This window comes from Methyloglobulus sp., from assembly GCF_964779595.1.
Window position 1 is genome coordinate 1 of the sequence record NZ_CBAROL010000021.1, and the last position, 19,761, is coordinate 19,761.

The following is a 19,761-nucleotide window of genomic DNA, read 5'->3' on the forward strand; positions in this document are numbered from 1 at the left end:
TGAATACCGTAAGCATTTGTCGATCATGAAAATGGAACAGAGCATGAGCCGTAAAGGCAATTGTTGGGATAACAGTCCTACAGAACGGTTTTTTCGTAGCCTTAAACATGAACAGCTTAATTACGAAAGATTCAGAACCAAAGCATCGACAAAGCTGAGTGTTATTGATTATTTGGCCTTTTACAATGGCAAACGATCTCATTCAAAATTAGGTTATCAATCCCCGTTGCAATATGAACGGGATTTTTATAGGAAAGCTGTCTGAAAAAGTGTCCGGTTTTACTTGACCATTACAACATTATTATGCGAAAAATTTGAGCGTAATATTGTTGAATTTCCCAAGTAAATACCTGTTTTTATAAGCTTCTTATAGGAACACTATTCTGTAAATAATTGCGGACATACGAACCTTATTTTAAAAAGGATAAAATTTCGGGGGGTCGCTATATTGGCAAAATCTTGTTTTGGCAATCCTAAGACTGCCCAATACCGGCTTCGACTTGGCAGTCATGAGTCATGCTTCACTCAAGTTCTATCAAACGGGTATAAGACTTATTTTTGGCGTAGATCTTTCGGTTTTTCATCATTATTAGTGTAGTCTTTTCAAGAATTCCGAATCTATCCGGCAACCGCCAGTTTCAGGATGATCCATTATATCTTGCTCAAAATCTCGATACGAGGGTGACTGAAATGCAATGCGGTTTATTTTACCTGCGGAGAACTCAAATTCCATCGCGCCCCCTTTCGCACGTAAACTACCTGGCTGTGTAGTAAACAATAAAACGCCCGTGTTGCCAACCGGTTTGCCCATTTGTTCAGGAATAACACGCGCACAACTCAGTTCGTTGAAAGCTAAACCGGAAAATACCTGCACCAGCTGATGTGCATTGATAATCAGACCTGCGCCAGGAACTGGGTTCGGTGCTGGCGTAATTGCTAATGGCTCAAGTTGCAATAATTTTTCCAGACCAAAATCACCTAAATGATTTTGCAACAACACCGTCCCATCACCATTTTTTGCCGTGTTTAATAAGGGGAAGATTTGACTTTCCATTTCTGCTTTATTGGGGTTTTTAAGCACGGCAAGCAACTGCCGTTCTATTGATTTAAGCGGCATAAAAAACTGTTCTTTTTTCTGGCTGGAATCGCCCATCTGCGCCCAGTCGGATTCTGTGTTGACTGTCAGCCCCATCGCTTTCATAACTGCGTAATCATTAACGGCAAGGCACACATCAAAGTTTTTGCTGCGATAATCTTGCAAGGTCTTCGCGTTACTGTTGTTGCTTTGGACTTTTTGCGCTGTGATGTTGTAGTTTTTCCAGTCCGCATTGTTAACCAAGAAGTAATAAATATAGGCATTGCGGTCAAATTTATTGAAGCCCAAGTCTTTCAGCACGACCTTCAATTTACGGCAATTATTTTGTACATCCTCGTAATTTTTCCAGTCCGGTTTTAAGTTGGGTTTTTCAGGATGTTTGGATTGCTCAATAAGCTGCTGCAAATTGATTTCACCTGTACCCGATTTCATCGGCGATTGGCTGATCTCTATCAGCGAAAGATCACGCGCATCCGGTATACCATCCGCCTTTGTTTTGAGCAGTAAAGACGGGGTGATTTCTGGATAAATCCTTAATTCGCCCAACGGCTTGGCGTCAGAACTTAGGATATTGATGCCACCTTCTGCAACTGCGTAAACCTTGAACACGGTTTCATTCAGTGTGCCAGTTTTATCTGAGTACCTGACAAGTGCTGGCAGGGAGTGCGATTCTTTGCTGTGATTTTCCGAAGGTGTTGGCGCAGGCGCTGCTTGGGTTTGCTGGTTGTTGTTCAGCCATTGACCGGCAAACTGCCCCAAAACCGCAACGCCCATGCCCACACCCGTAAAAGCCAATAAACTGCTGGCTGCTGTGGCCTTATTGACCAGTCCCGCGACATCCACATCACTATTGGCACTGGAATAAACACTGTAATCAACCGAGGTTTCCTTACCGGAATCCAGTCGCATCCAGGGCGTAAGATTAAGTTTTTTGGCATCAAACTTAAAATTACATTTCCCATTGGTCGCTTGGTAGGAATAACCGACGGCTTCGGTATTAAATTTGAGGATACTGTTACGGAAATTGAAAATAAGCGCAGAAGACAAGTCGCTCTTTTTAAATGATGGTGTGATGCTGTCGCAACCACTTTTTAAGACATTGTCACCCTTAAAATCAAATTCGGAAATCAGCCGCACATAATAATCGTCGCCATCAATGGACTGAAAGCCAGCTAAAGCCTGAAATTGATGTGTTTTGGTGGATTGCGCGGAATTGGGGTCATTGCTTACGCCAGTAGGATAATCAACAGTAAGTTGCCGAGTTTGAGTGCATCCTGCTAACACTGCGCCGACTAATAAACTAAGCCTTAAAGATGAGTTATAACGAATTGACATGTATTAAACCTTGTACCGTAGTTATACGATAAATCGAGCTAAGGAAGGGTGTAGCCATAGGGCTTTGCTGGAGGCTTTATAATTTTTTATTTTTACCGGACACTGAACACAGCCTATAAGGAATCTGGGTATAATCCGCTTTATAATGCCCCATGCGACATACTACCAAAAAATCACCTGCCGTTCAGTTATTCATAGGCATTAATCTTCAACAAATGCTCTAAACTGACAATTTTATAGCCATTTTCTTTCGCAAAATTAAGCGTTTGCTTTAATACCTGGATAGTTTTATCCGACGTATCATGAAATAAAACGATAGCCCCAGGTTTTATTTGCTCTTGTACATGCCGAGTTATGAGATGTGCAGGTTTGGCCGTTGTATCGAACGAGCGGATAGACCAGCCGATGATGTTGTAATTCAAACCATTCGAAGCTTTGGCAAGGTTTGGCGTGATTACTCCATAAGGTGGACGGAATAATTTCATGCGTTTGCCTATGATATTGAACACACTTTCCGCGGTCTGGTTTAGTTCATCCTTAAAACCTTGCACATTTTTAAAGTCCACAAAATAAGAATGTGTGTAGCTGTGGTTGCCGATACTGTGTCCATCTGCATCTATCTGTTGCAAGATATTTTCATTGCCTTGAATGTTTTTGCCGATGACAAAAAAAGTTGCAAAGGCATTGTATTGCGCTAATGTTGATAGCACCTGTGGGGTGAATTCTTGGTGTGGGCCGTCGTCAAACGACAGGGCGATTTGTTTTTCTGCAATATCTGTATAACAATGCGCTGGGGCGAAAAAGTTGGATTGAATGCTTGCCGAACCGTAAATGAGTAACCCCAGAAAAATTGCACTCGGCAATAGCAGCCACACTAGACTGACTCCGAAAAGCACGTACGACAACCCTATAAGGCTGATGGCGATGATGAAACTTGTGCTTGTTGATTTAAAGGTCATCCAATGTTGTTAATCCGATATGTGGTTAATTGCTGAAATAGATGTGAGAGCGTTGTAAAGACGCAAGATTTTGCGTCTTTACTTGTGTTTAGCTCTGTGCCCAACCAATGGCGAACACAGCAATGCCGTTAAAATACCCGTCGCGACGGTAAAACCAAAGGCATGGACAATTTCTGTTGAGCTTATCGCCAATAAGCCAAAAGCCAGCAGTGTCGTCAATGCGGAGAGCGTTACCGCCAGCGAAGTGCTAATGCGTTTGTCTTCACGGTCTGAATCCAGCGAAGCTTGTTTTTTCCGGGAATCGTCAGCCATAAAAAAGAAAATGGCATCATCAACGCCTATGCCCAACACCAACAAAAGCGCGAATAAATTAAACAGGCTAAACAATTGGTTAAACCAACCCATCATAGCTAACGATACCAGCGCCGCAACCACGGGAATTGACGTTATATTCAGCGCATTACGCCAGCCGAATTTGAATCCCAAGCCAGTGAAGACCAATAAGTAAGCCGCTGTTAATAGCAGACTGACCCAGATTCTATAACGCGCAAACAGTGAGGATAATTCCTCAACCTGATCGACCCAGGTGACACCTTGCAGGTTTTGTAGGGCGGATAAAGCCGATAAGTCGGTGATTCCGGTTAATGCGACTCTGCTTAGGCAGCGTTCTTCATTGCAACCCATCCATAATTGCTGCTTTGCTTCATCGGTAGTTGCTAGCCAGTCAGGCAGTAAAATAGACTTGTTTTTTGCGTCACTAAACTGCTTTAGTTCGGCGTTAATGGCCTTATCATTAAAGCCCAGTCCCGTCATATAGTCTTTTACCAGACCGGATTTATACAGGGTATTGTCTAGCAATTGGTAATTCGTTTTTTGGGTATGTTTATCAGACCAGTAATCACTGAGACCTTGGTAAGCCGAAAGCTTATTTTGAAGGATTAATGTTTTAAGGTGCTTAAGCAGCTGTTGTTCATTTTGATGCCAGTCATTGAGATTGCTTCCCGATACCAGGAAAAACTGATTTTCCTGGCTTATCCGCAGTAATTGCTTAATCTTATCAGCGGTTTCCATTAATGTAGTGGGCGCTGATTGTAACAAGCGCACATCATCCCGAGGCGACAATTGCCATAATCCGCCCAGTATAAAAACCACCAAGAGCGGAATTATCCAGCGTCGGTTTTTTATCAGCCAGATCGGCCAATGCTGTTGCCAGTAGTTGGCGATTTTCAAAATGACGGGTTCATGATCTGGTTTAAAGCCAGTCAGCAACAACGGAAACAGCAAAACCACCGTAAGCCAGGCGACTAACAGGCCGATGGCCGAAAACAGTGCGACTTCCTGTAAACCAGGAAAAGGCGAAAACACCAGCCCCGCATAGCTCAACAAATTGGTCAATAAACCGATAACCAGCCCAGGAAATATGTAGCATAGCCCATTACGTGGTTGCCAATTTTTGGAACCGAAACTGTCACAAACAAAATGCAGCGCATAATCATCAGCGACTCCGATCAAACTGGCACCGAAAACCAGGGTAATAATATGTATTTTGCCAAAAACAAGCACACTTACGACTAGCGCAGCAAACAGGCCGCTACCGATTGCCAGAAACGAGAGCATCAACGGTCTTGGACTGCGAAAAGTCAGCAACATCAACACAATATAAGTTGATTCCGGCCGTGCCGCGACCATTCGTCAAGGCACTCCTGAAGACCGTAAAACGGATTAAATGTAGGGCGGATTAGACGGACTATCCTTCTTGTTTATCCTTTGGGGGCGGCGAAATCCGCCAACTGCGGTAACCAACGAAATGGCGAATTACGACGCGCGAGAAATCTTTACATTCATGAGGATAAGTGGATTTGCGCGTCTATTCCGCCCTACGATGCTACTCCAACTCGTAACAAAATGAACCATTCACAGCTCCACGCATTCTTCATGCAAATAGGCGTGATGCTGGCGGTAGCCTGGCTATTCGGTTATCTGATGAAAAGGCTTGCCCAACCTGTCGTACTGGGCGAATTGATAGGCGGTATTCTGTTAGGGCCGACACTGCTGGGAACTGTCTATCCCGATGCCTATATCTCGCTATTCTCAACCGATAAGGCCATCACCACGAGTGTTGATGCCTTGCTTAAAGTGGGAATGCTGTTTTTCATGTTCGCGGCTGGCCTGGAAATCAATCTCGTCCATTTTCGGCACTGCAAATTCATTATCGCCTCAACCAGCCTACTGGGTGGTGCGCTGCCATTCGCACTGGGCTTCGGCATGGTGTTATTGTTTCCCGAACTATGGGGACAAAATGACCGTCCCCTGCTGCTCGCCCTGTTCATGGGAACAGCATTGTCGATTTCAGCACTCCCGGTGATTGCCCGAATACTGATGGACCTGAATTTGCTTGGCACAAGAATCGGGATGACGATCATGACCTCTGCGATGATTAACGACTTGATCGGCTGGTCGTTGTTCGCATTCATATTGCGTAATTTGGGGCAAGATGATCCCACCGGCAATATTCTTTCCACGCTCACCCTGGTGCTTGCCTATGCCACACTGATTCTGGTTGTCGGGCGCTGGCTAGTGCAACCCTTTCTGTTCCATATCCGTTTTTTTCAGGACTGGCCCGGAGGATTATTGACCTTTGTATCAGTGTTGATCATGCTGGCGGCGGTCGGCGCTGAAAAAATCGGTATCCACGCCATTTTCGGTGCCTTTCTGGTAGGCATGGCATTGGGTCAGGATCAGAACCCTGAGCAGGAAAAGCCTATCTATTCGATGATCCAGCCCTTTGCCCTTAACTTTTTTGCCCCGCTTTATTTTGTTTCCGTAGGCCTCAAGGCGAATTTCTCCAGCCAGTTCGACGGCATCCTGGTGCTGGCGGTATTTCTTATTGCCTGTCTGGGGAAAATTCTGGGTGCAGGGCTAGGCGCTAGGCTTGGCGGTATGCGCTGGCGAGAGGCGCTGTCTGTCGGCGTTGGACTGAACGCCCGAGGGGCCATCGAAATTATTCTAGCTTCAGTCGCGCTCGAACACCAGCTAATCGACCAACGCATCTTCGTAGCCCTGGTGTTGATGGCATTCGCCACGTCCATCATCAGCGGTTCACTATTGAAGCACCTAGTTAAATAAGGGAAATGTAGCAAGATTAGTCCGGTTTGCGCTTTTTCTGGTCTTCACCGCGTTGGTTGATTTGAGCCTAATAAATTATCAATGGCGAATTCGTATCATAAGTGGGTTATTCTGCATAAAGGTACGTAACGCACCATAGGAATTCAAAATTTCACTTCCAGAGCCGTTGTGGGATTTTGTATTAACTATTGCGGCAAATACCCTTAAGTTTCTGTCTTTGAACCACTCAATGGCTTTTAACAACAGCGTTGCACAAACAAACGTTTGTGCAACGCTCACGGGATTACCGTCCAATAAGGCATTGCGGCTTGCATAAATATATTGCATAGTAATATTTATTTGCAACAGGTTTTAGCAACGAGGCAAACTCTTTAACTGGGTTTTACGTTCCATTGCCCCCTAAAGCCACTCTAAGGAGCGTACTGATCAAAGAGAGGATCAATACGTAGGTAAGTGGCAGAATAACTTTTGTAGCAGCATTACCCGTAATTTCAGCCAATATTTGTACTGGACACCCCCTTGTTCCTGATAATGTATTTGGGGGGGTGAACTCGGTGTAGTGGTAACTGAGGCATCCAATTTACCATAAGTTCCGAGGTCGGTAATGGCAAAATTACCGATTGCCGCCGCCCCAGTAACCTTATTACCAGCAGAGTCCGCTCGCCACAACGTAACGGAGGTCGCTATGGATTGCCAGTTATGCACAAAACCGCTAACGTCATACTTACACTGGTCTGATTTATTGAGCCATCTCGCTTTCGCTGAGGTAATACTTGTCTCGGCAGTGGTAGGATTAAGCAATGGAGCGGCATCTATATCCGCATTCCAATAATAGAATTTGGAAGCCGCAGTGACGGGTATAGGTGCGTAATAGCCCTGGGCGAACACAGAAGCACTAGCATTGCTGCCAGTGCCGGTTAGATTGGTTTTAAACCCATGATTAGTGATAGCCCCAGGAATCCTAGTATCGGCTAGTGCTTTTATATCTAATCCAAGGCTATTAAGCGATAGAGGAAATGCACCAGGAAACTTGGTTCCCATTTTTATAAAATCACCAACAGCCGAACACGTCAAATTAGAGCAGAGGGGATCGGTGACCGTTCCCAAAACGGCGTACTCTGCCCCCGGATCGACTTGTATATTGTTGAGGATTATCAGTTTAACTTTATAACCATCAACAGTATCGGTATCAATAGTCATTTTCCCCGCCGCTGTCACAGTACCTCTGAGGAAACCGTTTTGGCCTCGACCGGGCAGAACGGGTGTTGCACTTAGTTGGGCAAGCGTCAACCCGGCTTTGGTTGAAGACCTGACTATTTTAGGAGGATCAAGACCATCTTGAGCGGCTACAGGGGTAACGAGACCATTGACGGTGATCGTGCCAAGCACAGCCGGAACAGGTGGAATTGCATTCGGGTTAGCCGGGATAGGTGTCGTGTTGACAGCAGTAAGCACACCTGTTATTTCAAAAGGGTAGGTTTCTAAATCAGCCAGAATAGAGGGTGACACAAACAATCCGCCCATCCCCAGTATCGCAATAACAAGACGGAAATAAAGAGGTGTTATATCGCTTTTATTTCGTAACATCTTGAATGTTCTCATAAGGGTTTGTCAGAGAAAGTGGTTTGATTGGAATATCTTTTATATTCAAACAATTAACTCAACTAAATAGCCATTTTTAGCACTATTGAACATGCTGGCGGATTTCGTTTAAGAGTTGAAATGCACGGCTTCTGACCGCACTATCCGGCAAATTGCTTGCCCAATGTATTGCCTCGTCAGGATTTAGGTCATACCAACGGACAATAAACCTATCCGTGGCACCGAGGTCTGGTGTCATGCCTTGTGCCAGTAAGTCCTCCACGAAGAGTCCCGTATCAGCAAGTGATCGGCTCGGCCAGGAATCAATTAATACCTCAGCAGCACGGTAACGCTCGGATGAATCCGGCCAATGGGTCACCCATTCGGCGGCCTGGGTAGGGTCGGTTTGGGCTTTTTCTTGCACCAAGTGAGTCAACAACCCCCGGCGTAGGTCGCCCTTCGGCAAACGAACCGCTTCCTCAGTGACCACATCGATTAAGTGCGGGTCTTTCGTGTAGTTGAGCATAGCGAGAGCGTGGCCTTTGATTTGTTCATCATCCAGGCTGAATGCCCAATTAGCCGCAGCCACCGGGTTAAGTTCCCCCCACGTCCGCATCAGTTCATCTAATAGCCGAAAACTGTTCGGTAATAATAAGGTATATTCTGGCAATTGGCTTAACGCTTCCAAGACAAAATCCGCAGCACTGGTCGGGTTTAACCGAGTCAGTCTGGCAATGAGACGGCCTTCCAACACATTTCGGGCAGGATCGCCCACGGGCATAAATTGCACGGAAGCCAGCAATTGCCCAATAAAGTCGCCCCGCGTTTCTCCATCGATGGCGATAAGCATAGCCATTGCTTGTTTCAGGGATGACGGGTATGTTTTTAGAAAATTGTCTAGCCACTCTTTTGCGGTCAGCGGCTGTGTGTATTGGTTTTCCGCTCCCCTATTCAATTGTTTTTGTGCTTGCCCCTGTTTTTCAACAGGAAAGGGTGATTTGACCATACTGTTTGAAGCATCACTTAACCGTTGATTTTCAGTTGCGGTAATCAAGGTTGGTGTAATGATTTGCCAGTGCGAAATCGAAAAAGCAGCCACACTGATGATTGCCTACATTGACAGGACAGGCCGTGATTTGGTGGAATTAATAAGGGACATCAAGACCTCGCTTAATAAAATTGCTTTGATTATCGCTGGTCATCACGAAGGCGTACTGCCTTGGGCAGTACGCCAACATAATATCCAAGGCTAACTCGGATTAAGGCGCGATTACCCGGTAAACTTCAGTCTGTCTGGGCGTTGGTCTAAAAATATTCATCCTAGTTGTCATAAGGGTATTGCCAGAGATTGAGACACCAGAACCGAAGACCTCCTCACTGCTTTTTGTGTTAATTCTTGACAGCAAGCTCCATTGGCTACCAGTGCGCTTAAAGACATCGAATGCACCTGGAGTGCCGATTTTGCCACCACCACCATAATTTAATGGCATATCAGCTACCGCAGCGGTATCGCCACTGATGTCTAGGCTAAAACCAAAACCATTGCTACCGATATTTTTTGGGTCCGTCAACAATGCCTGTTCACTCCAGGTGGAGATCGTGCGTTGAAATACATAAACGCGTTTTATATCTTTCGATGCAGAAAGATTTTGGGTTCCGACCAAGATGGTATCACCGTTTAGCGCAACCGAATTACCGAAGTCCACTATATTCGCCGTGAGTGGGGTGACAGGCACCAATTTAGATTGTTGGCTCCAAATGCCTGTGGTGCGCTTAAATACTAAAACATCGCCTTTTGTTGGGGATTCTTCGCCTGCCGCCAAGGTGTCGCCATCGATCGCAACACTACGACCAAACCTGATGCTAGTTGCACTTCCCTTCAATTGCGCTTGCTTTTGCCAAAAAGGTACTCCCGTTGCTGATAATTTCCGTATATAGACCGATACGTTAGCGACACTGTTTGAATCATTTTGACAACCGATAGCAACACTATCGCCGCTCACTGAAACAGCAGAAGTCGGTTGGAGTTGAGGGTAAACAGGCCCCAATATTTTGGCTTCTTGCCGCCATATAGTCCCCGTTCTACGAAAAATATTGGTTGCACCACTGCGCTGCCCTGTCGGCGTATTTATAACGCCAATATCAGCTACCACTGCGGTGTTGCCATTGAAGGCGGTAAGCCCACCATAACTTAGGGTGGGTAGTCTGTGGGAACAAGCTTTGCCTGCTGTTGCCAGACACCGCCATTGCGCTGGAACACATAGGCGGTTGTGGTCGTGAAGGCTGCGCCAGATGCGGTAATTAACGCCGTATCACCACTCACTTTAGGTGAGCTTATCAGCCCAGGCAGCAGCGTAGCTTCTAAAATTACTCCGCCCGTTGTAGTGTTGCCTCCGCCTCCGGCAGCATTTGCATCGGCAGCTAGTGCAAGACCAACAAGCGTTATAACTGCACATAAAAAGTTTATTGATGTAGACATAATAACATTCCTTACTAAAATGACTCTCCGCAGGATACTTTGTAAATCTCGGATCAATTTAATTGAAATTTCAACTGACAATATATTCTGCGGTGATGGTTTAATATAAAATTCAGAACTTATTGATATTCCTTTGATTATTAAATCACATATTCCTTATTTAAGGAGCGAATTGGTCAAAGAGTGGATCAATGCGTAGCGTAAGCGGTTCAGCAGTAAATACTGTCGGTGTGGCTGTAATTTCCGCCCGTACGTTTACTGGGCAGCCAGTTGTTACATTTATTAGGGCAGGATTCACTGATGTAGTAGTTGAAACGTCCCATTTTCCAAAAATATCACCGAGACTTGTTACTGCCACAGTACTAATAACTGGCGCAGTAGGAATTTTAGCTCCTGTTGCATCTGCCCGGTATAAAGCTACAGAAAGTCCTGTAGTGCCAATAGGGTCGTGAACAAAGCCGCGCACATCATATCTACATTGCCCTGATTTATTTAACCATCTAGCCTTGGCTAAAGTGATACTTACCTCTCGGACATTAGGGTTCAATAGTGGAGCCAAATCTATATCCAAATTCCAGTAATAGAATTTAGAAGCTGCTGTTGTAGGAACGGGGGCATAGTAACCATCCGCAAGTGCAGTTAAACCTAGAATCGCAGATCCAGCGCCTGTTAAATTTGTTTTAAATCCTTTAGTTGTTATAGCACCGGGAATCCTAATATCGGTCAATACTTTAAAATCTAGGCCTACTGGATTAAGCGACAAAGGAAACGTACCAGGAAATTTAGTGCCCATTTTTATAAAATCCGCAGCGCCAGTACATGTTACGTTAGTGCATCTGGCTTCGGTGACCGATGCCAAAACTTGGTATTCTGCCCCGGGATCGACTTGTACATTATTGACAATGTGTCCGCTAGACTGGGGCAAGATCACTTAAGGTATCGTCGGAAAAACCGTTCAAATAAGATTTGGTTGCATTTTTACGGTTAAGATACTGATTTCGTATTTTTTCAGTAAAAGCTCCCTCATCAGGAGTAGGACAATTATCAATATCATCAAGGGTAAGTAGAACAACCCTTGATCCTGCGACCAAAATTCATTTGAAGTTGGGTAAGGATGGTTCTTTTGGCATCAACTTAGCCCAAATAAAGTACGAAAATTCTCAGTTGATTGTTTCGCTATGTTGGTGAACGACGTGTCACGTAATTCAGCGATGTGTTCGGCGACATAGCGAACATACAGAGGATAGTTGGGTTTGCCACGTTTTGGAACGGGTGATAAGTAAGGTGAATCCGTTTCAATCAAGAATCTGTCGGCGGGAACTTTTTTTGCGACTTCCTTGATTTCTTTGGCATTATTAAACGTCACGATGCCAGAGAATGAGATATAAAAACCTAAATTCAACGCACCTTGGGCAAATTCCCAATCTTCGGTAAAGCAATGAATAATACCGCCGACTTCTGAAGCATTTTCTTCCTGTAAAATGCGTAGCGTGTCTGCTTTGGCTTCGCGGGTGTGAATGATTAACGGTTTTTTCAGGATTTTTGCGGCGCGGATATGATTTCTAAATCTTTGCTGCTGCCAGTTTAAACCACCTTCGCTACGGAAATAATCAAGCCCCGTCTCGCCTATGCCTATTACTTTATCCAATTGACCTAAAGCGATGAGTTCATCAACTGTTGGATCTTTACCGTCCTGCACATTAGGATGAACGCCAACTGTTACCGATATTTGCGGGTAATCTGCCACCATTGCCAACATGGCTGGATAAGTTTCCAAGTCGATAGCAATGGTCAATAAATATTCAATCTGGCTATCACTGACCGCAACCATAAAGTTAGCGAAGTCATTCTGATAAGGTGCTAGATCAATTCGATCAAGGTGACAATGGGAATCAATCAGCATTGCGAGGTTTTATGTTGTGGCATTTAAAATAAGGCTTGGGTTTTGAGAACCAAGCCAAAGAATTCGGGATTGTTTACATGGTGTGGGTTGAGCGGTCTGTACTTAACGCACCGGCAAGATAATTTTCTATCTTAGCTCGCGCTAAACCGCCGTCTTGATCGCTAAATTGAACGCCAATACCGCATATCCGGTAGCCTGATGACCCTGCTGGCGTTTTCCAGATGACTTTTCCGGCAATTGGCAAGCGTTCCGTTTCTTCCATTAAATTCAACAACATAAACACTTCTTGCCCCATTTGGTATTCCCGATCAGTCGGAATAAACAAGCCACCGTTAGTCACAAATGGCATGTAAGCTTGATATAAGGCATTTTTGTCTTTAATCGCAAGTGACAAAATACCTTGTCTGGGTGCTGCTTCTGCCATTGCTAGGTTCTCCCGTTAAGTTGTTGCCATTGTACTAAAATTTCTTCCAACATCATCTGGAAATTGACCTGTGTATCTAGCTGGCGACGACTTGAAAGTAAGTGATCGTAAAGCTTATACAGGCTTTTCAAGTGTAGTTGTTGCGCCAATTCTTGCAGGTTTTTTGCCATATCCTGATTGCATAATTGCGCCTGATTGCTGCCACAAGCACATTTGATTACATCGCTCGTCCAGGAAATCAGCCAGTTTAGCAATTCTGTTTCCGGCAGTTTTTGCCATTTTTCTGAAATTAATGCAGGATAGATACGGTTTTTTGCTATTGCCAGCCAGTCATTAAAACAGTCTGTTCTTTGCTTTAGGAGCGGCTCATCGATGATCTGCTGGGTGGTGAAAATGCCGCCGCGCACTAAATTTAAGCGGGTTTCCTGGTTGTCGTGAATGCCCTGCCCACTCAACCAATCGTACAGTATGTGTTTTTCAGGCAACGTGACCGATAGCTTTTGGCAACGGCTGATAATGGTTGCCGGTAATTTATTCGGTTTGTTGCTTATCAGGATAAAAATTGTGCGCTCGGTCGGCTCTTCCAGGCACTTTAAGAAGGCGTTTGCTGCATGCGTGGTCATAGCATCCGCCGGGTTGATGATAAGCACCCGATAGCTTTCAAACTGTGGTTTTAAGTAAGTATCAGTAAGCAGTTGCCGTATCTGGCTGATAGCAATGGATTTTTTGTCGTCGTCCGGTTTGATTTGGATTAAGTCAGGATGCGTACCCGCCTTGATTAACAAACAACTATTGCACACACCGCAGCACGAGCCGTCAGCGTGCATGTTGGAACACAGCAAAGAATAAACAAATCGCTTGGCTAAGGCATGTTTACCCAAGCCACTCGTGCCTGTAATGAGCAAAGCCTGCGGAATGCGATCTTGCTGGATATAGCTGAACAGTGAATTCCAGCTCTGCTGCTGCCACGGCGATGGGTTATTGATTGCGGTCATACAAGCAAGGGTTTTAATGCACCAACAATCGCTTGTTGCACGTCGGTCAAGGCTTGGTCGGCCTGGATAATTTTGATGCGTTCTGGGTATTGTTGGGCTTGGTTTAAGTAAACTTGCCGAACTCGGTTAAAGAATTCGACCTGTTCTGACTCAAAGCGGTCTAGCTGCCCTGCCCTATTTTTTGCCCTCGCCATACCGATTGCAATTGGCACATCAAGCAATAAGGTTAAATCTGGCCGTAAATCCGCTTGTACGAAATTTTCTAGCCATTGGATTGCTTCCAGCGACATACCGCGACCACCGCCTTGATAAGCATAAGTAGCATCAGTAAAGCGGTCGCACAAAACCCATTGACCTTGTGCCAGGGCGGGTTTGATTACATGATTTAGGTGCTGCGCTCTGGCGGCAAACATCAACAGGATTTCGGCATGGCTGGTAACTGGCTCGTCATTGCTATGCAGCAACAAATCCCGTATTTTTTCAGCGAGTTGAGTGCCTCCAGGTTCGCGTGTTACGACGACAGGAATGTTTTGGCTGAGTAGATAATCTTTGATGAACGGGACGTTGGTGGTTTTCCCAACCCCTTCCCCGCCTTCCAGCGTAATAAATTTTCCGTTGGGATTCATCATTTTCTATGCTTCTGGAAGTCATTCACTGCCTTGTTATGTTCAGCCAAGGAAGGTGAAAATTGATGGCTACCATCACCTTTTGCTACAAAATACAGGTAGTTAGCTTTTTCGGGGTGTAAGACTGCATGTATGGCATCACGCCCCGGCATGGCTATCGGTGTGGGCGGTAAGCCCTGGATGACGTAGGTGTTGTAAGGTGTCTTGGCGGTCAAGTCGTTTGCCCTGATGTTGCCATTGTACTTGTCGCCCATGCCGTAAATGACGGTGGGGTCAGTTTGCAATAACATGCCTTTTTCCAGTCGGCTGGTAAATACGCCAGCAATCATCGAGCGCTCCTGTTTTGCTCCGGTTTCTTTTTCCACGATGGAAGCCATAATTAGGGCTTCGTAAGGGGCTTTATAGGGCAGATCGGCTGCTTTGCTTTGCCATTCCTGAGCTAATACGGACTGCATTTGTGCGTATGCCATTTTTAATATCGAAATATCGGTGGCATTTTTTTCAAAATGGTAGGTATCAGGGAAAATCCAACCTTCGGGTATTTTTTCATTTACCCCTAATAATGAAGATAGTTCTCCAACATTTTCTTTTTTAAGGGTTTTGTAGATATTAGGATGCTTGTCTATTGCCAGTAAAATTTCCTTCAAACTCCAGCCTTCAGGAAAGGTAATGGTATATTTCTTCGCCCTGCCCTCAGCAAATATCGTCAATATTTGCGGCATCGTCAGGTCAGTTGTCAGTTCGTATTCGCCGGCTTTAAGGTTGTTGATTACCCCTTGCTGATAGGCAATCACTTTAAACCAGAAGTTATCGACAGCAATATTTTGGGCAAGCAGCTTCTTGGTGATTTTGCTAAATGAATCGCCTTTTTCTATTTCAACAAGCAATGTGTTTTGCACTACTGGCTTGTTGATGGCGTTGTAATAGCACATCCCTATCACGACTGGCGCGAACAATAGAGCTATCACAATGCTTATGGTGATGTTACGCCACACTATTGCACCTGCCTTTTCATTTGCATCAGGTAAGCTTGAAGTTGCTTGGTCAACTTACCCACAGCAAAATTGGCGTTTTCTATCTGCTTAACAGGCCAAATACCGATAATGGAATTACAGACGAACACTTCATCAGCGTTAAGCAACTCGTCTTTTTTGAAGTCATGCTCGATTAGCGTCAGGTTATGCTTAGTTGACAATTGTTTGATAATGCCACGCATAACACCCGAAACACCCGCAAAATGCAGCGATGCCGTATACATGCTGTTGTCTTTCACGTAGAAAAGATTGCTCATCGTGCCTTCAATCACCTGGTTGTTGATGTCCAACATTATACCTTCTTGTATCGTAGGATCATCCCATTCGGCACGCGCCATGATTTGTTCGAGTCGGTTGAGGTGCTTGATACCAGCTAATGCGGGGTTCAACCCCAATCGAGTAGTGCAAAAACGCGCATTAATGCCTTGCTCTACGTGGGTTTGGGGATATTCTGGGTGAGGATGTAGGCTTATGACGCGGGTTAGTTGGATAGTTTCTGGCTGTCGATAGCCTCGACCGCCAGTGCCGCGAGTGATGATGATTTTGAGGACAGCTTTTTGAGCTGGCTTACAAACATTGGCGATTTCGTCGGTAAGTAGCTTTATGTCGGGATTGGGGATTTTTAGCCTTAAACAATCTGCACCTAATCGACTTAAGTGTTGCTCCAGAAATATTGGCTGTCCATCAAGGACTTCAATGGTTTCAAACAACCCATCACCGTATTGGAAGCCGCGATCATTGACCGCAATGTGATCAGCTTCTACTCCATTTATCAGGATCATGGCAGAGTTGATCACATAAACGCGATGGATTTAAGCGTTATTCAAAACGTCTGAACACCAAAGAACCGTTCGTGCCACCAAAGCCAAATGAATTAGACATGGCAACATCAATTTTCATGTCCCTAGCTATGTTCGGTATAAAATCCAGGTCACATTCCGAATCCTGGTTGTCCAAATTAATGGTTGCCGGAGCGATTTGGTTTTTGATGCTCAATGCCGTCAATACCGCTTCAATACCACCCGCCGCACCCAGCATGTGACCAAGCATGGATTTAGTTGAGCTGATTGCAACTTTATAAGCATGGTCGCCCAATGCGGTTTTCATGGCTTGAGTTTCACCGAGATCGCCCGCAGACGTTGATGTGCCGTGTGCATTGATGTAATCAACAGCTTCGGGATTCAGGCCGGCATCACGTAAGGCATTTTGCATACACCGTGCCGCACCTGCCCCGCCTGGTGATGGCGTGGTCATGTGGTAAGCGTCACCACCCATGCCATAACCCACTAATTCGGCATAAATTTTTGCACCACGGGCTTTAGCATGTTCCAGCTCTTCAAGCACGACTACACCAGCACCATCACTCAACACAAAACCATCACGGTCTTTGTCCCAAGGTCGGCTAGCGATTTGTGGGTCATCGTTACGGCGTGATAAGGCTTTTGCTGAAATAAAACCACCCATCGCAGTGGCCGACGAAGTACAGCGTTCTGCGCCACCCGCGACCATTACATCTGCATCGCCGTACTTAATCAATCTGGCGGCATCACCGATATTATGTGTGCCGGTTGTACAAGCCGTAACAATCGCAAAATTAGGCCCTTTCATGCCGTATTTAATCGAAAGGTTGCCCGAAATCATGTTAATGATATTGCCAGGAACAAAAAAAGGTGAAATCCGCCGTGGTCCACTTTTATCGTAAAGTGCATAACATTCTTCTATGCCGGTAATGCCACCAATACCTGATCCAATAGCAACGCCAATGCGTTCGGCATTCGCCTCGGTAACTTCAATTCCAGAATCTTCAATCGCCTGACAACCCGCAGCAATGCCATAATGGATAAAACCATCCATACGTTGGGCATCTTTTGCAGGAATGTATTGGGTAATATCAAAGTTTCTTATCACACCGCCAAAAGTGGTCGCGAATGATGATATATCGAAGGAATCTATGCCACTAATACCGCTGCGACCATTAATGATACCCTCCCAAGTCTCTGATACCGTGTTAGCAAGAGGTGTTATAGCACCTAATCCGGTTATGACAACTCGACGACCGCTCAATGTAATAGTCCGTATGAAAAAAGGTTAAGGTGGGGGATAAAGGGGTGGTAAAACAAGTGGATGAACGATGATCGTTCATCCACTGATGATCGAGTTTAGGCGTTTTTTGTCACGTAATCAATAGCTTGCTGAACAGTAGTGATTTTTTCAGCTTCATCGTCTGGAATTTCGCATTCAAATTCTTCTTCAAGTGCCATCACGAGTTCAACTGTATCCAGAGAATCAGCACCTAAATCGTCAACGAAGGAAGCATCGTTAGCGATATCTTCTTTAACACCCAATTGCTCTGCAACAATTTTTTTAACTCGTTCTTCAACATTACTCATAATTATATCCTCAATCAACACAGTTTATTTTTTATAATCAGTCGGTTACACTGCGGTGTTAGTTAGTTATTGGAAATCCCGTGTCCGGCAATTCCAGACGGCGGGGGAATTATACTTGATATTGCGAAAATCTCACAATATTACGGCATGAATAGACCACCATTGACGTGAAGGGTTTCTCCAGTGATGTAGGCTGCGCCTTCCGATGCCAAAAATGCCACGGCATGAGCCACTTCACTGGCTGCACCTAACCTTGACAACGGAATGGAAGCCAACAGCGCGTTTTTAATGTCGTCGCTCAATTCCTTGGTCATATCGGTATCAATAAAGCCAGGTGCAACAGTATTGATGGTGATATTGCGCGAACCGACTTCCTTTGCCATCGATTTAGCAAAGCCTATCATACCCGCTTTCGCTGCGGCGTAATTGGCTTGTCCGGCATTTCCGGTCGCACCGACCACGGAGGAAATATTGATGATGCGCCCAGTTTTGGCTTTCATCATGCCACGCAACACCGCTTTGCTCATGCGAAATACGGATGTCAGATTGGTGTTAATGATGTCATTCCATTCCTCGTCTTTCATACGCATCAACAAGTTATCGCGGGTAACGCCCGCATTGTTGACGAGTATGGTTGGCGCACCAAAATTATCATTGACTGTTTTAATGACTTCATCAATGGAATCAGCATCGGCAACATTCAACTTCAAGCCTTTGCCATTTTCAGCCAGATAGTCTGATATGGCTTCTGCACCGCCGTCCGTGGTTGCTGTACCCACAACAAAGAATCCATCCTCGACCAATTTTTCAGCAATTGCCTTGCCAATACCACGGCTGGCACCTGTTACCAAAGCGACGGGTTTAGTCATTGAGTTGCTCCAATACTTTGTTTAAGGACTCTGGGTCATAAATTGCTAAGTGTTCGGCCTCTTTGACGATGCGTTTGTCTAAGCCCGTTAACACCTTGCCTGAACCGCATTCTACAAAAATAGTTACGCCTTTATTGTGCATTAGATCGATGCTTTCTACCCAACGAACAGGTTTAAATAACTGCTCTTTTAACGCATTGCGGATAACTTCCGGCGCGGTGTGTGATTCTACATCCACATTGTGAACTAACTGCATTTTCGGCGTAGCAAGCGCGATGTCCTGCATATATTCATCAAGCCTGTCCGCTGCCGATTGCATCAATGCACAGTGCGAAGGGACGCTAACAGGCAATAATACCGCCCGTTTTGCACCCGCTTCTTTTGCTGCCGAAGCCGCCCGTTCGACTGCCGCCTTGTGTCCGGCAATGACGACTTGACCAGGCGAGTTAAAATTAACGGCTGAAACGACTTCTGTTCTGGCAACAGTCGCGCAAATTTCGATTACTTGTTTGTCATCTAAACCTAAGATTGCCGCCATAGCGCCCACGCCTGCGGGTACGGCTTCCTGCATAAACCGCGCTCTGGCTTCAACCAGTTTGACGGCATCTTCAAAAAACAATGCACCCGAGCAAACCAGAGCCGTATATTCACCCAGGCTATGTCCAGCCATCCAAGCCGGACGAATGGTACTATGATTACACCAGACTTCCCACACCGCCACGCCTGCTGCAAGCATGACTGGTTGGGTATTTTGGGTTTGGTTAAGGTCATCTTCTGTGCTGTTAGCAACGAGATCCCAAAGGTCACGTCCTAATACAAAAGAAGCCTTATCAAAGGTTTGTTTGACTTCAGGATAATTTGCCGCCAATTGGGTCAACATGCCCACGGATTGCGAGCCTTGTCCTGGAAAGACAAAAGCCAGATTTTTTTGTTGTTCACTCATG

At 45.4% G+C, this 19,761-nt stretch carries 23 protein-coding genes; 4 read left to right on the plus strand and 19 right to left on the minus strand.

From position 1 onward, the window contains the following. Positions 1-265: integrase core domain-containing protein (locus AC1YY3_RS08635; RefSeq protein WP_482194414.1), on the plus strand; the 265-nt coding region annotated here is incomplete at its 5' end. Between the two features lie 324 nt (positions 266-589). Here AC1YY3_RS08635 and AC1YY3_RS08640 read toward each other — a convergent pair. The 3 genes from AC1YY3_RS08640 to AC1YY3_RS08650 form a co-directional block, all read right to left on the minus strand. Next, positions 590-2,431: a hypothetical protein gene (locus AC1YY3_RS08640; protein WP_481824435.1), complete on the minus strand. Its 1,842-nt coding sequence runs from the start codon at positions 2,429-2,431 to the stop codon at positions 590-592. Between the two features lie 188 nt (positions 2,432-2,619). Continuing rightward, positions 2,620-3,390, minus strand: a complete 771-nt coding sequence (locus AC1YY3_RS08645; protein WP_481824436.1) for a polysaccharide deacetylase family protein — start codon at positions 3,388-3,390, stop codon at positions 2,620-2,622. 78 nt (positions 3,391-3,468) lie between these two features. After that, entirely contained in the window at positions 3,469-5,079 is a 1,611-nt protein-coding gene (locus tag AC1YY3_RS08650; RefSeq protein ID WP_481824437.1) for an MMPL family transporter, read from the minus strand. Between the two features lie 216 nt (positions 5,080-5,295). On the opposite strand from AC1YY3_RS08650, the gene AC1YY3_RS08655 reads away from it, so the two are divergent. After that, on the plus strand, positions 5,296-6,516 hold the full coding sequence (locus AC1YY3_RS08655) for a cation:proton antiporter (RefSeq protein WP_481824438.1): 1,221 nt from the start codon (positions 5,296-5,298) through the stop codon (positions 6,514-6,516). Positions 6,517-6,594: 78 nt separating this feature from the next. Here AC1YY3_RS08655 and AC1YY3_RS08660 read toward each other — a convergent pair whose 3' ends face one another. The 3 genes from AC1YY3_RS08660 to AC1YY3_RS08670 form a co-directional block, all read right to left on the minus strand. Beyond that, positions 6,595-6,843 (minus strand): hypothetical protein, encoded by a 249-nt coding sequence (locus AC1YY3_RS08660; RefSeq protein WP_481824439.1) that lies wholly within the window; start codon positions 6,841-6,843, stop codon positions 6,595-6,597. A 111-nt stretch (positions 6,844-6,954) separates the two neighbouring features. Continuing rightward, positions 6,955-8,103: a hypothetical protein gene (locus tag AC1YY3_RS08665; RefSeq protein ID WP_481824440.1), complete on the minus strand. Its 1,149-nt coding sequence runs from the start codon at positions 8,101-8,103 to the stop codon at positions 6,955-6,957. A gap of 97 nt (positions 8,104-8,200) precedes the next feature. Further along, positions 8,201-9,196 carry a hypothetical protein gene (locus tag AC1YY3_RS08670; protein WP_481824441.1) on the minus strand — a complete coding sequence of 332 codons (996 nt, stop codon included), beginning with the start codon at positions 9,194-9,196 and terminating at the stop codon, positions 8,201-8,203. 4 nt (positions 9,197-9,200) lie between these two features. Between AC1YY3_RS08670 and AC1YY3_RS08675 the strand changes: the two genes are divergently transcribed. Then, on the plus strand, positions 9,201-9,350 hold the full coding sequence (locus tag AC1YY3_RS08675) for a hypothetical protein (RefSeq protein ID WP_481824442.1): 150 nt from the start codon (positions 9,201-9,203) through the stop codon (positions 9,348-9,350). A gap of 6 nt (positions 9,351-9,356) precedes the next feature. Here the strand turns inward: AC1YY3_RS08675 and AC1YY3_RS08680 are convergent, their stop codons facing one another. The 3 genes from AC1YY3_RS08680 to AC1YY3_RS08690 all read right to left on the minus strand — a co-directional run bounded on the left by AC1YY3_RS08680 (position 9,357) and on the right by AC1YY3_RS08690 (position 11,369). Next, complete coding sequence (locus AC1YY3_RS08680) at positions 9,357-10,250, minus strand: hypothetical protein (RefSeq protein ID WP_481824443.1); 894 nt, start codon at positions 10,248-10,250, stop codon at positions 9,357-9,359. A 38-nt stretch (positions 10,251-10,288) separates the two neighbouring features. Continuing rightward, positions 10,289-10,576, minus strand: a complete 288-nt coding sequence (locus AC1YY3_RS08685) for a hypothetical protein (RefSeq protein ID WP_481824444.1) — start codon at positions 10,574-10,576, stop codon at positions 10,289-10,291. 160 nt (positions 10,577-10,736) lie between these two features. Then, positions 10,737-11,369 carry a hypothetical protein gene (locus tag AC1YY3_RS08690; RefSeq protein ID WP_482194415.1) on the minus strand — a complete coding sequence of 211 codons (633 nt, stop codon included), beginning with the start codon at positions 11,367-11,369 and terminating at the stop codon, positions 10,737-10,739. Here AC1YY3_RS08690 and AC1YY3_RS08695 point away from each other — a divergent pair. Next, positions 11,362-11,511: a hypothetical protein gene (locus AC1YY3_RS08695; RefSeq protein ID WP_482194416.1), complete on the plus strand. Its 150-nt coding sequence runs from the start codon at positions 11,362-11,364 to the stop codon at positions 11,509-11,511. The genes AC1YY3_RS08690 and AC1YY3_RS08695 overlap by 8 nt on opposite strands. 194 nt (positions 11,512-11,705) lie before the next feature. On the opposite strand, the gene AC1YY3_RS08700 is transcribed toward AC1YY3_RS08695, so the two are convergent. From AC1YY3_RS08700 to fabD, 10 genes are all read right to left on the minus strand, one after another. Next, positions 11,706-12,479: a TatD family hydrolase gene (locus AC1YY3_RS08700; protein WP_481824446.1), complete on the minus strand. Its 774-nt coding sequence runs from the start codon at positions 12,477-12,479 to the stop codon at positions 11,706-11,708. A 73-nt stretch (positions 12,480-12,552) separates the two neighbouring features. After that, positions 12,553-12,903 (minus strand): PilZ domain-containing protein, encoded by a 351-nt coding sequence (locus tag AC1YY3_RS08705; protein ID WP_481824447.1) that lies wholly within the window; start codon positions 12,901-12,903, stop codon positions 12,553-12,555. 2 nt (positions 12,904-12,905) lie between these two features. After that, a complete protein-coding gene (locus AC1YY3_RS08710; protein WP_481824448.1) occupies positions 12,906-13,898 on the minus strand; it encodes a DNA polymerase III subunit delta' in 993 nt (330 codons plus the stop codon). Further along, positions 13,895-14,524: a dTMP kinase gene (gene tmk, locus AC1YY3_RS08715; protein ID WP_481824470.1), complete on the minus strand. Its 630-nt coding sequence runs from the start codon at positions 14,522-14,524 to the stop codon at positions 13,895-13,897. The genes AC1YY3_RS08710 and tmk overlap by 4 nt, the downstream gene beginning before the upstream one ends. Next, positions 14,524-15,519: an endolytic transglycosylase MltG gene (mltG, locus tag AC1YY3_RS08720; protein ID WP_481824449.1), complete on the minus strand. Its 996-nt coding sequence runs from the start codon at positions 15,517-15,519 to the stop codon at positions 14,524-14,526. Before mltG ends, tmk begins: the two co-directional genes overlap by 1 nt. Further along, entirely contained in the window at positions 15,519-16,340 is an 822-nt protein-coding gene (gene pabC / locus AC1YY3_RS08725) for an aminodeoxychorismate lyase (RefSeq protein WP_481824450.1), read from the minus strand. Before pabC ends, mltG begins: the two co-directional genes overlap by 1 nt. A 37-nt stretch (positions 16,341-16,377) precedes the next feature. Continuing rightward, complete coding sequence (gene fabF / locus AC1YY3_RS08730) at positions 16,378-17,622, minus strand: beta-ketoacyl-ACP synthase II (RefSeq protein WP_481824451.1); 1,245 nt, start codon at positions 17,620-17,622, stop codon at positions 16,378-16,380. A 95-nt stretch (positions 17,623-17,717) separates the two neighbouring features. Continuing rightward, positions 17,718-17,948, minus strand: a complete 231-nt coding sequence (gene acpP, locus AC1YY3_RS08735) for an acyl carrier protein (RefSeq protein WP_349020422.1) — start codon at positions 17,946-17,948, stop codon at positions 17,718-17,720. Positions 17,949-18,088: 140 nt separating this feature from the next. Continuing rightward, positions 18,089-18,817, minus strand: coding sequence for a 3-oxoacyl-ACP reductase FabG (gene fabG / locus AC1YY3_RS08740; RefSeq protein ID WP_481824452.1), 729 nt, complete (start codon positions 18,815-18,817; stop codon positions 18,089-18,091). Next, a complete protein-coding gene (fabD, locus tag AC1YY3_RS08745; RefSeq protein WP_481824453.1) occupies positions 18,810-19,760 on the minus strand; it encodes an ACP S-malonyltransferase in 951 nt (316 codons plus the stop codon). Before fabD ends, fabG begins: the two co-directional genes overlap by 8 nt. Position 19,761 lies beyond the last annotated feature (1 nt).

Excerpts from the sequence above, each read along its gene's own strand:
- AC1YY3_RS08640 (WP_481824435.1), bottom strand. The coding sequence starts at position 2,431 with ATGTCAATTCGTTATAACTCATCTTTAAGGCTTAGTTTATTAGTCGGC.
- AC1YY3_RS08645 (WP_481824436.1), bottom strand. The coding sequence starts at position 3,390 with ATGACCTTTAAATCAACAAGCACAAGTTTCATCATCGCCATCAGCCTT.
- AC1YY3_RS08650 (WP_481824437.1), bottom strand. The coding sequence starts at position 5,079 with ATGGTCGCGGCACGGCCGGAATCAACTTATATTGTGTTGATGTTGCTG.
- AC1YY3_RS08655 (WP_481824438.1), top strand. The coding sequence starts at position 5,296 with ATGAACCATTCACAGCTCCACGCATTCTTCATGCAAATAGGCGTGATG.
- AC1YY3_RS08660 (WP_481824439.1), bottom strand. The coding sequence starts at position 6,843 with ATGCAATATATTTATGCAAGCCGCAATGCCTTATTGGACGGTAATCCC.
- AC1YY3_RS08665 (WP_481824440.1), bottom strand. The coding sequence starts at position 8,103 with ATGTTACGAAATAAAAGCGATATAACACCTCTTTATTTCCGTCTTGTT.
- AC1YY3_RS08675 (WP_481824442.1), top strand. The coding sequence starts at position 9,201 with ATGATTGCCTACATTGACAGGACAGGCCGTGATTTGGTGGAATTAATA.
- AC1YY3_RS08685 (WP_481824444.1), bottom strand. The coding sequence starts at position 10,576 with ATGTCTACATCAATAAACTTTTTATGTGCAGTTATAACGCTTGTTGGT.
- AC1YY3_RS08690 (WP_482194415.1), bottom strand. The coding sequence starts at position 11,369 with ATGGGCACTAAATTTCCTGGTACGTTTCCTTTGTCGCTTAATCCAGTA.
- AC1YY3_RS08700 (WP_481824446.1), bottom strand. The coding sequence starts at position 12,479 with ATGCTGATTGATTCCCATTGTCACCTTGATCGAATTGATCTAGCACCT.
- AC1YY3_RS08705 (WP_481824447.1), bottom strand. The coding sequence starts at position 12,903 with ATGGCAGAAGCAGCACCCAGACAAGGTATTTTGTCACTTGCGATTAAA.
- AC1YY3_RS08710 (WP_481824448.1), bottom strand. The coding sequence starts at position 13,898 with ATGACCGCAATCAATAACCCATCGCCGTGGCAGCAGCAGAGCTGGAAT.
- tmk (WP_481824470.1), bottom strand. The coding sequence starts at position 14,524 with ATGAATCCCAACGGAAAATTTATTACGCTGGAAGGCGGGGAAGGGGTT.
- pabC (WP_481824450.1), bottom strand. The coding sequence starts at position 16,340 with ATGATCCTGATAAATGGAGTAGAAGCTGATCACATTGCGGTCAATGAT.
- acpP (WP_349020422.1), bottom strand. The coding sequence starts at position 17,948 with ATGAGTAATGTTGAAGAACGAGTTAAAAAAATTGTTGCAGAGCAATTG.
- fabG (WP_481824452.1), bottom strand. The coding sequence starts at position 18,817 with ATGACTAAACCCGTCGCTTTGGTAACAGGTGCCAGCCGTGGTATTGGC.
- fabD (WP_481824453.1), bottom strand. The coding sequence starts at position 19,760 with ATGAGTGAACAACAAAAAAATCTGGCTTTTGTCTTTCCAGGACAAGGC.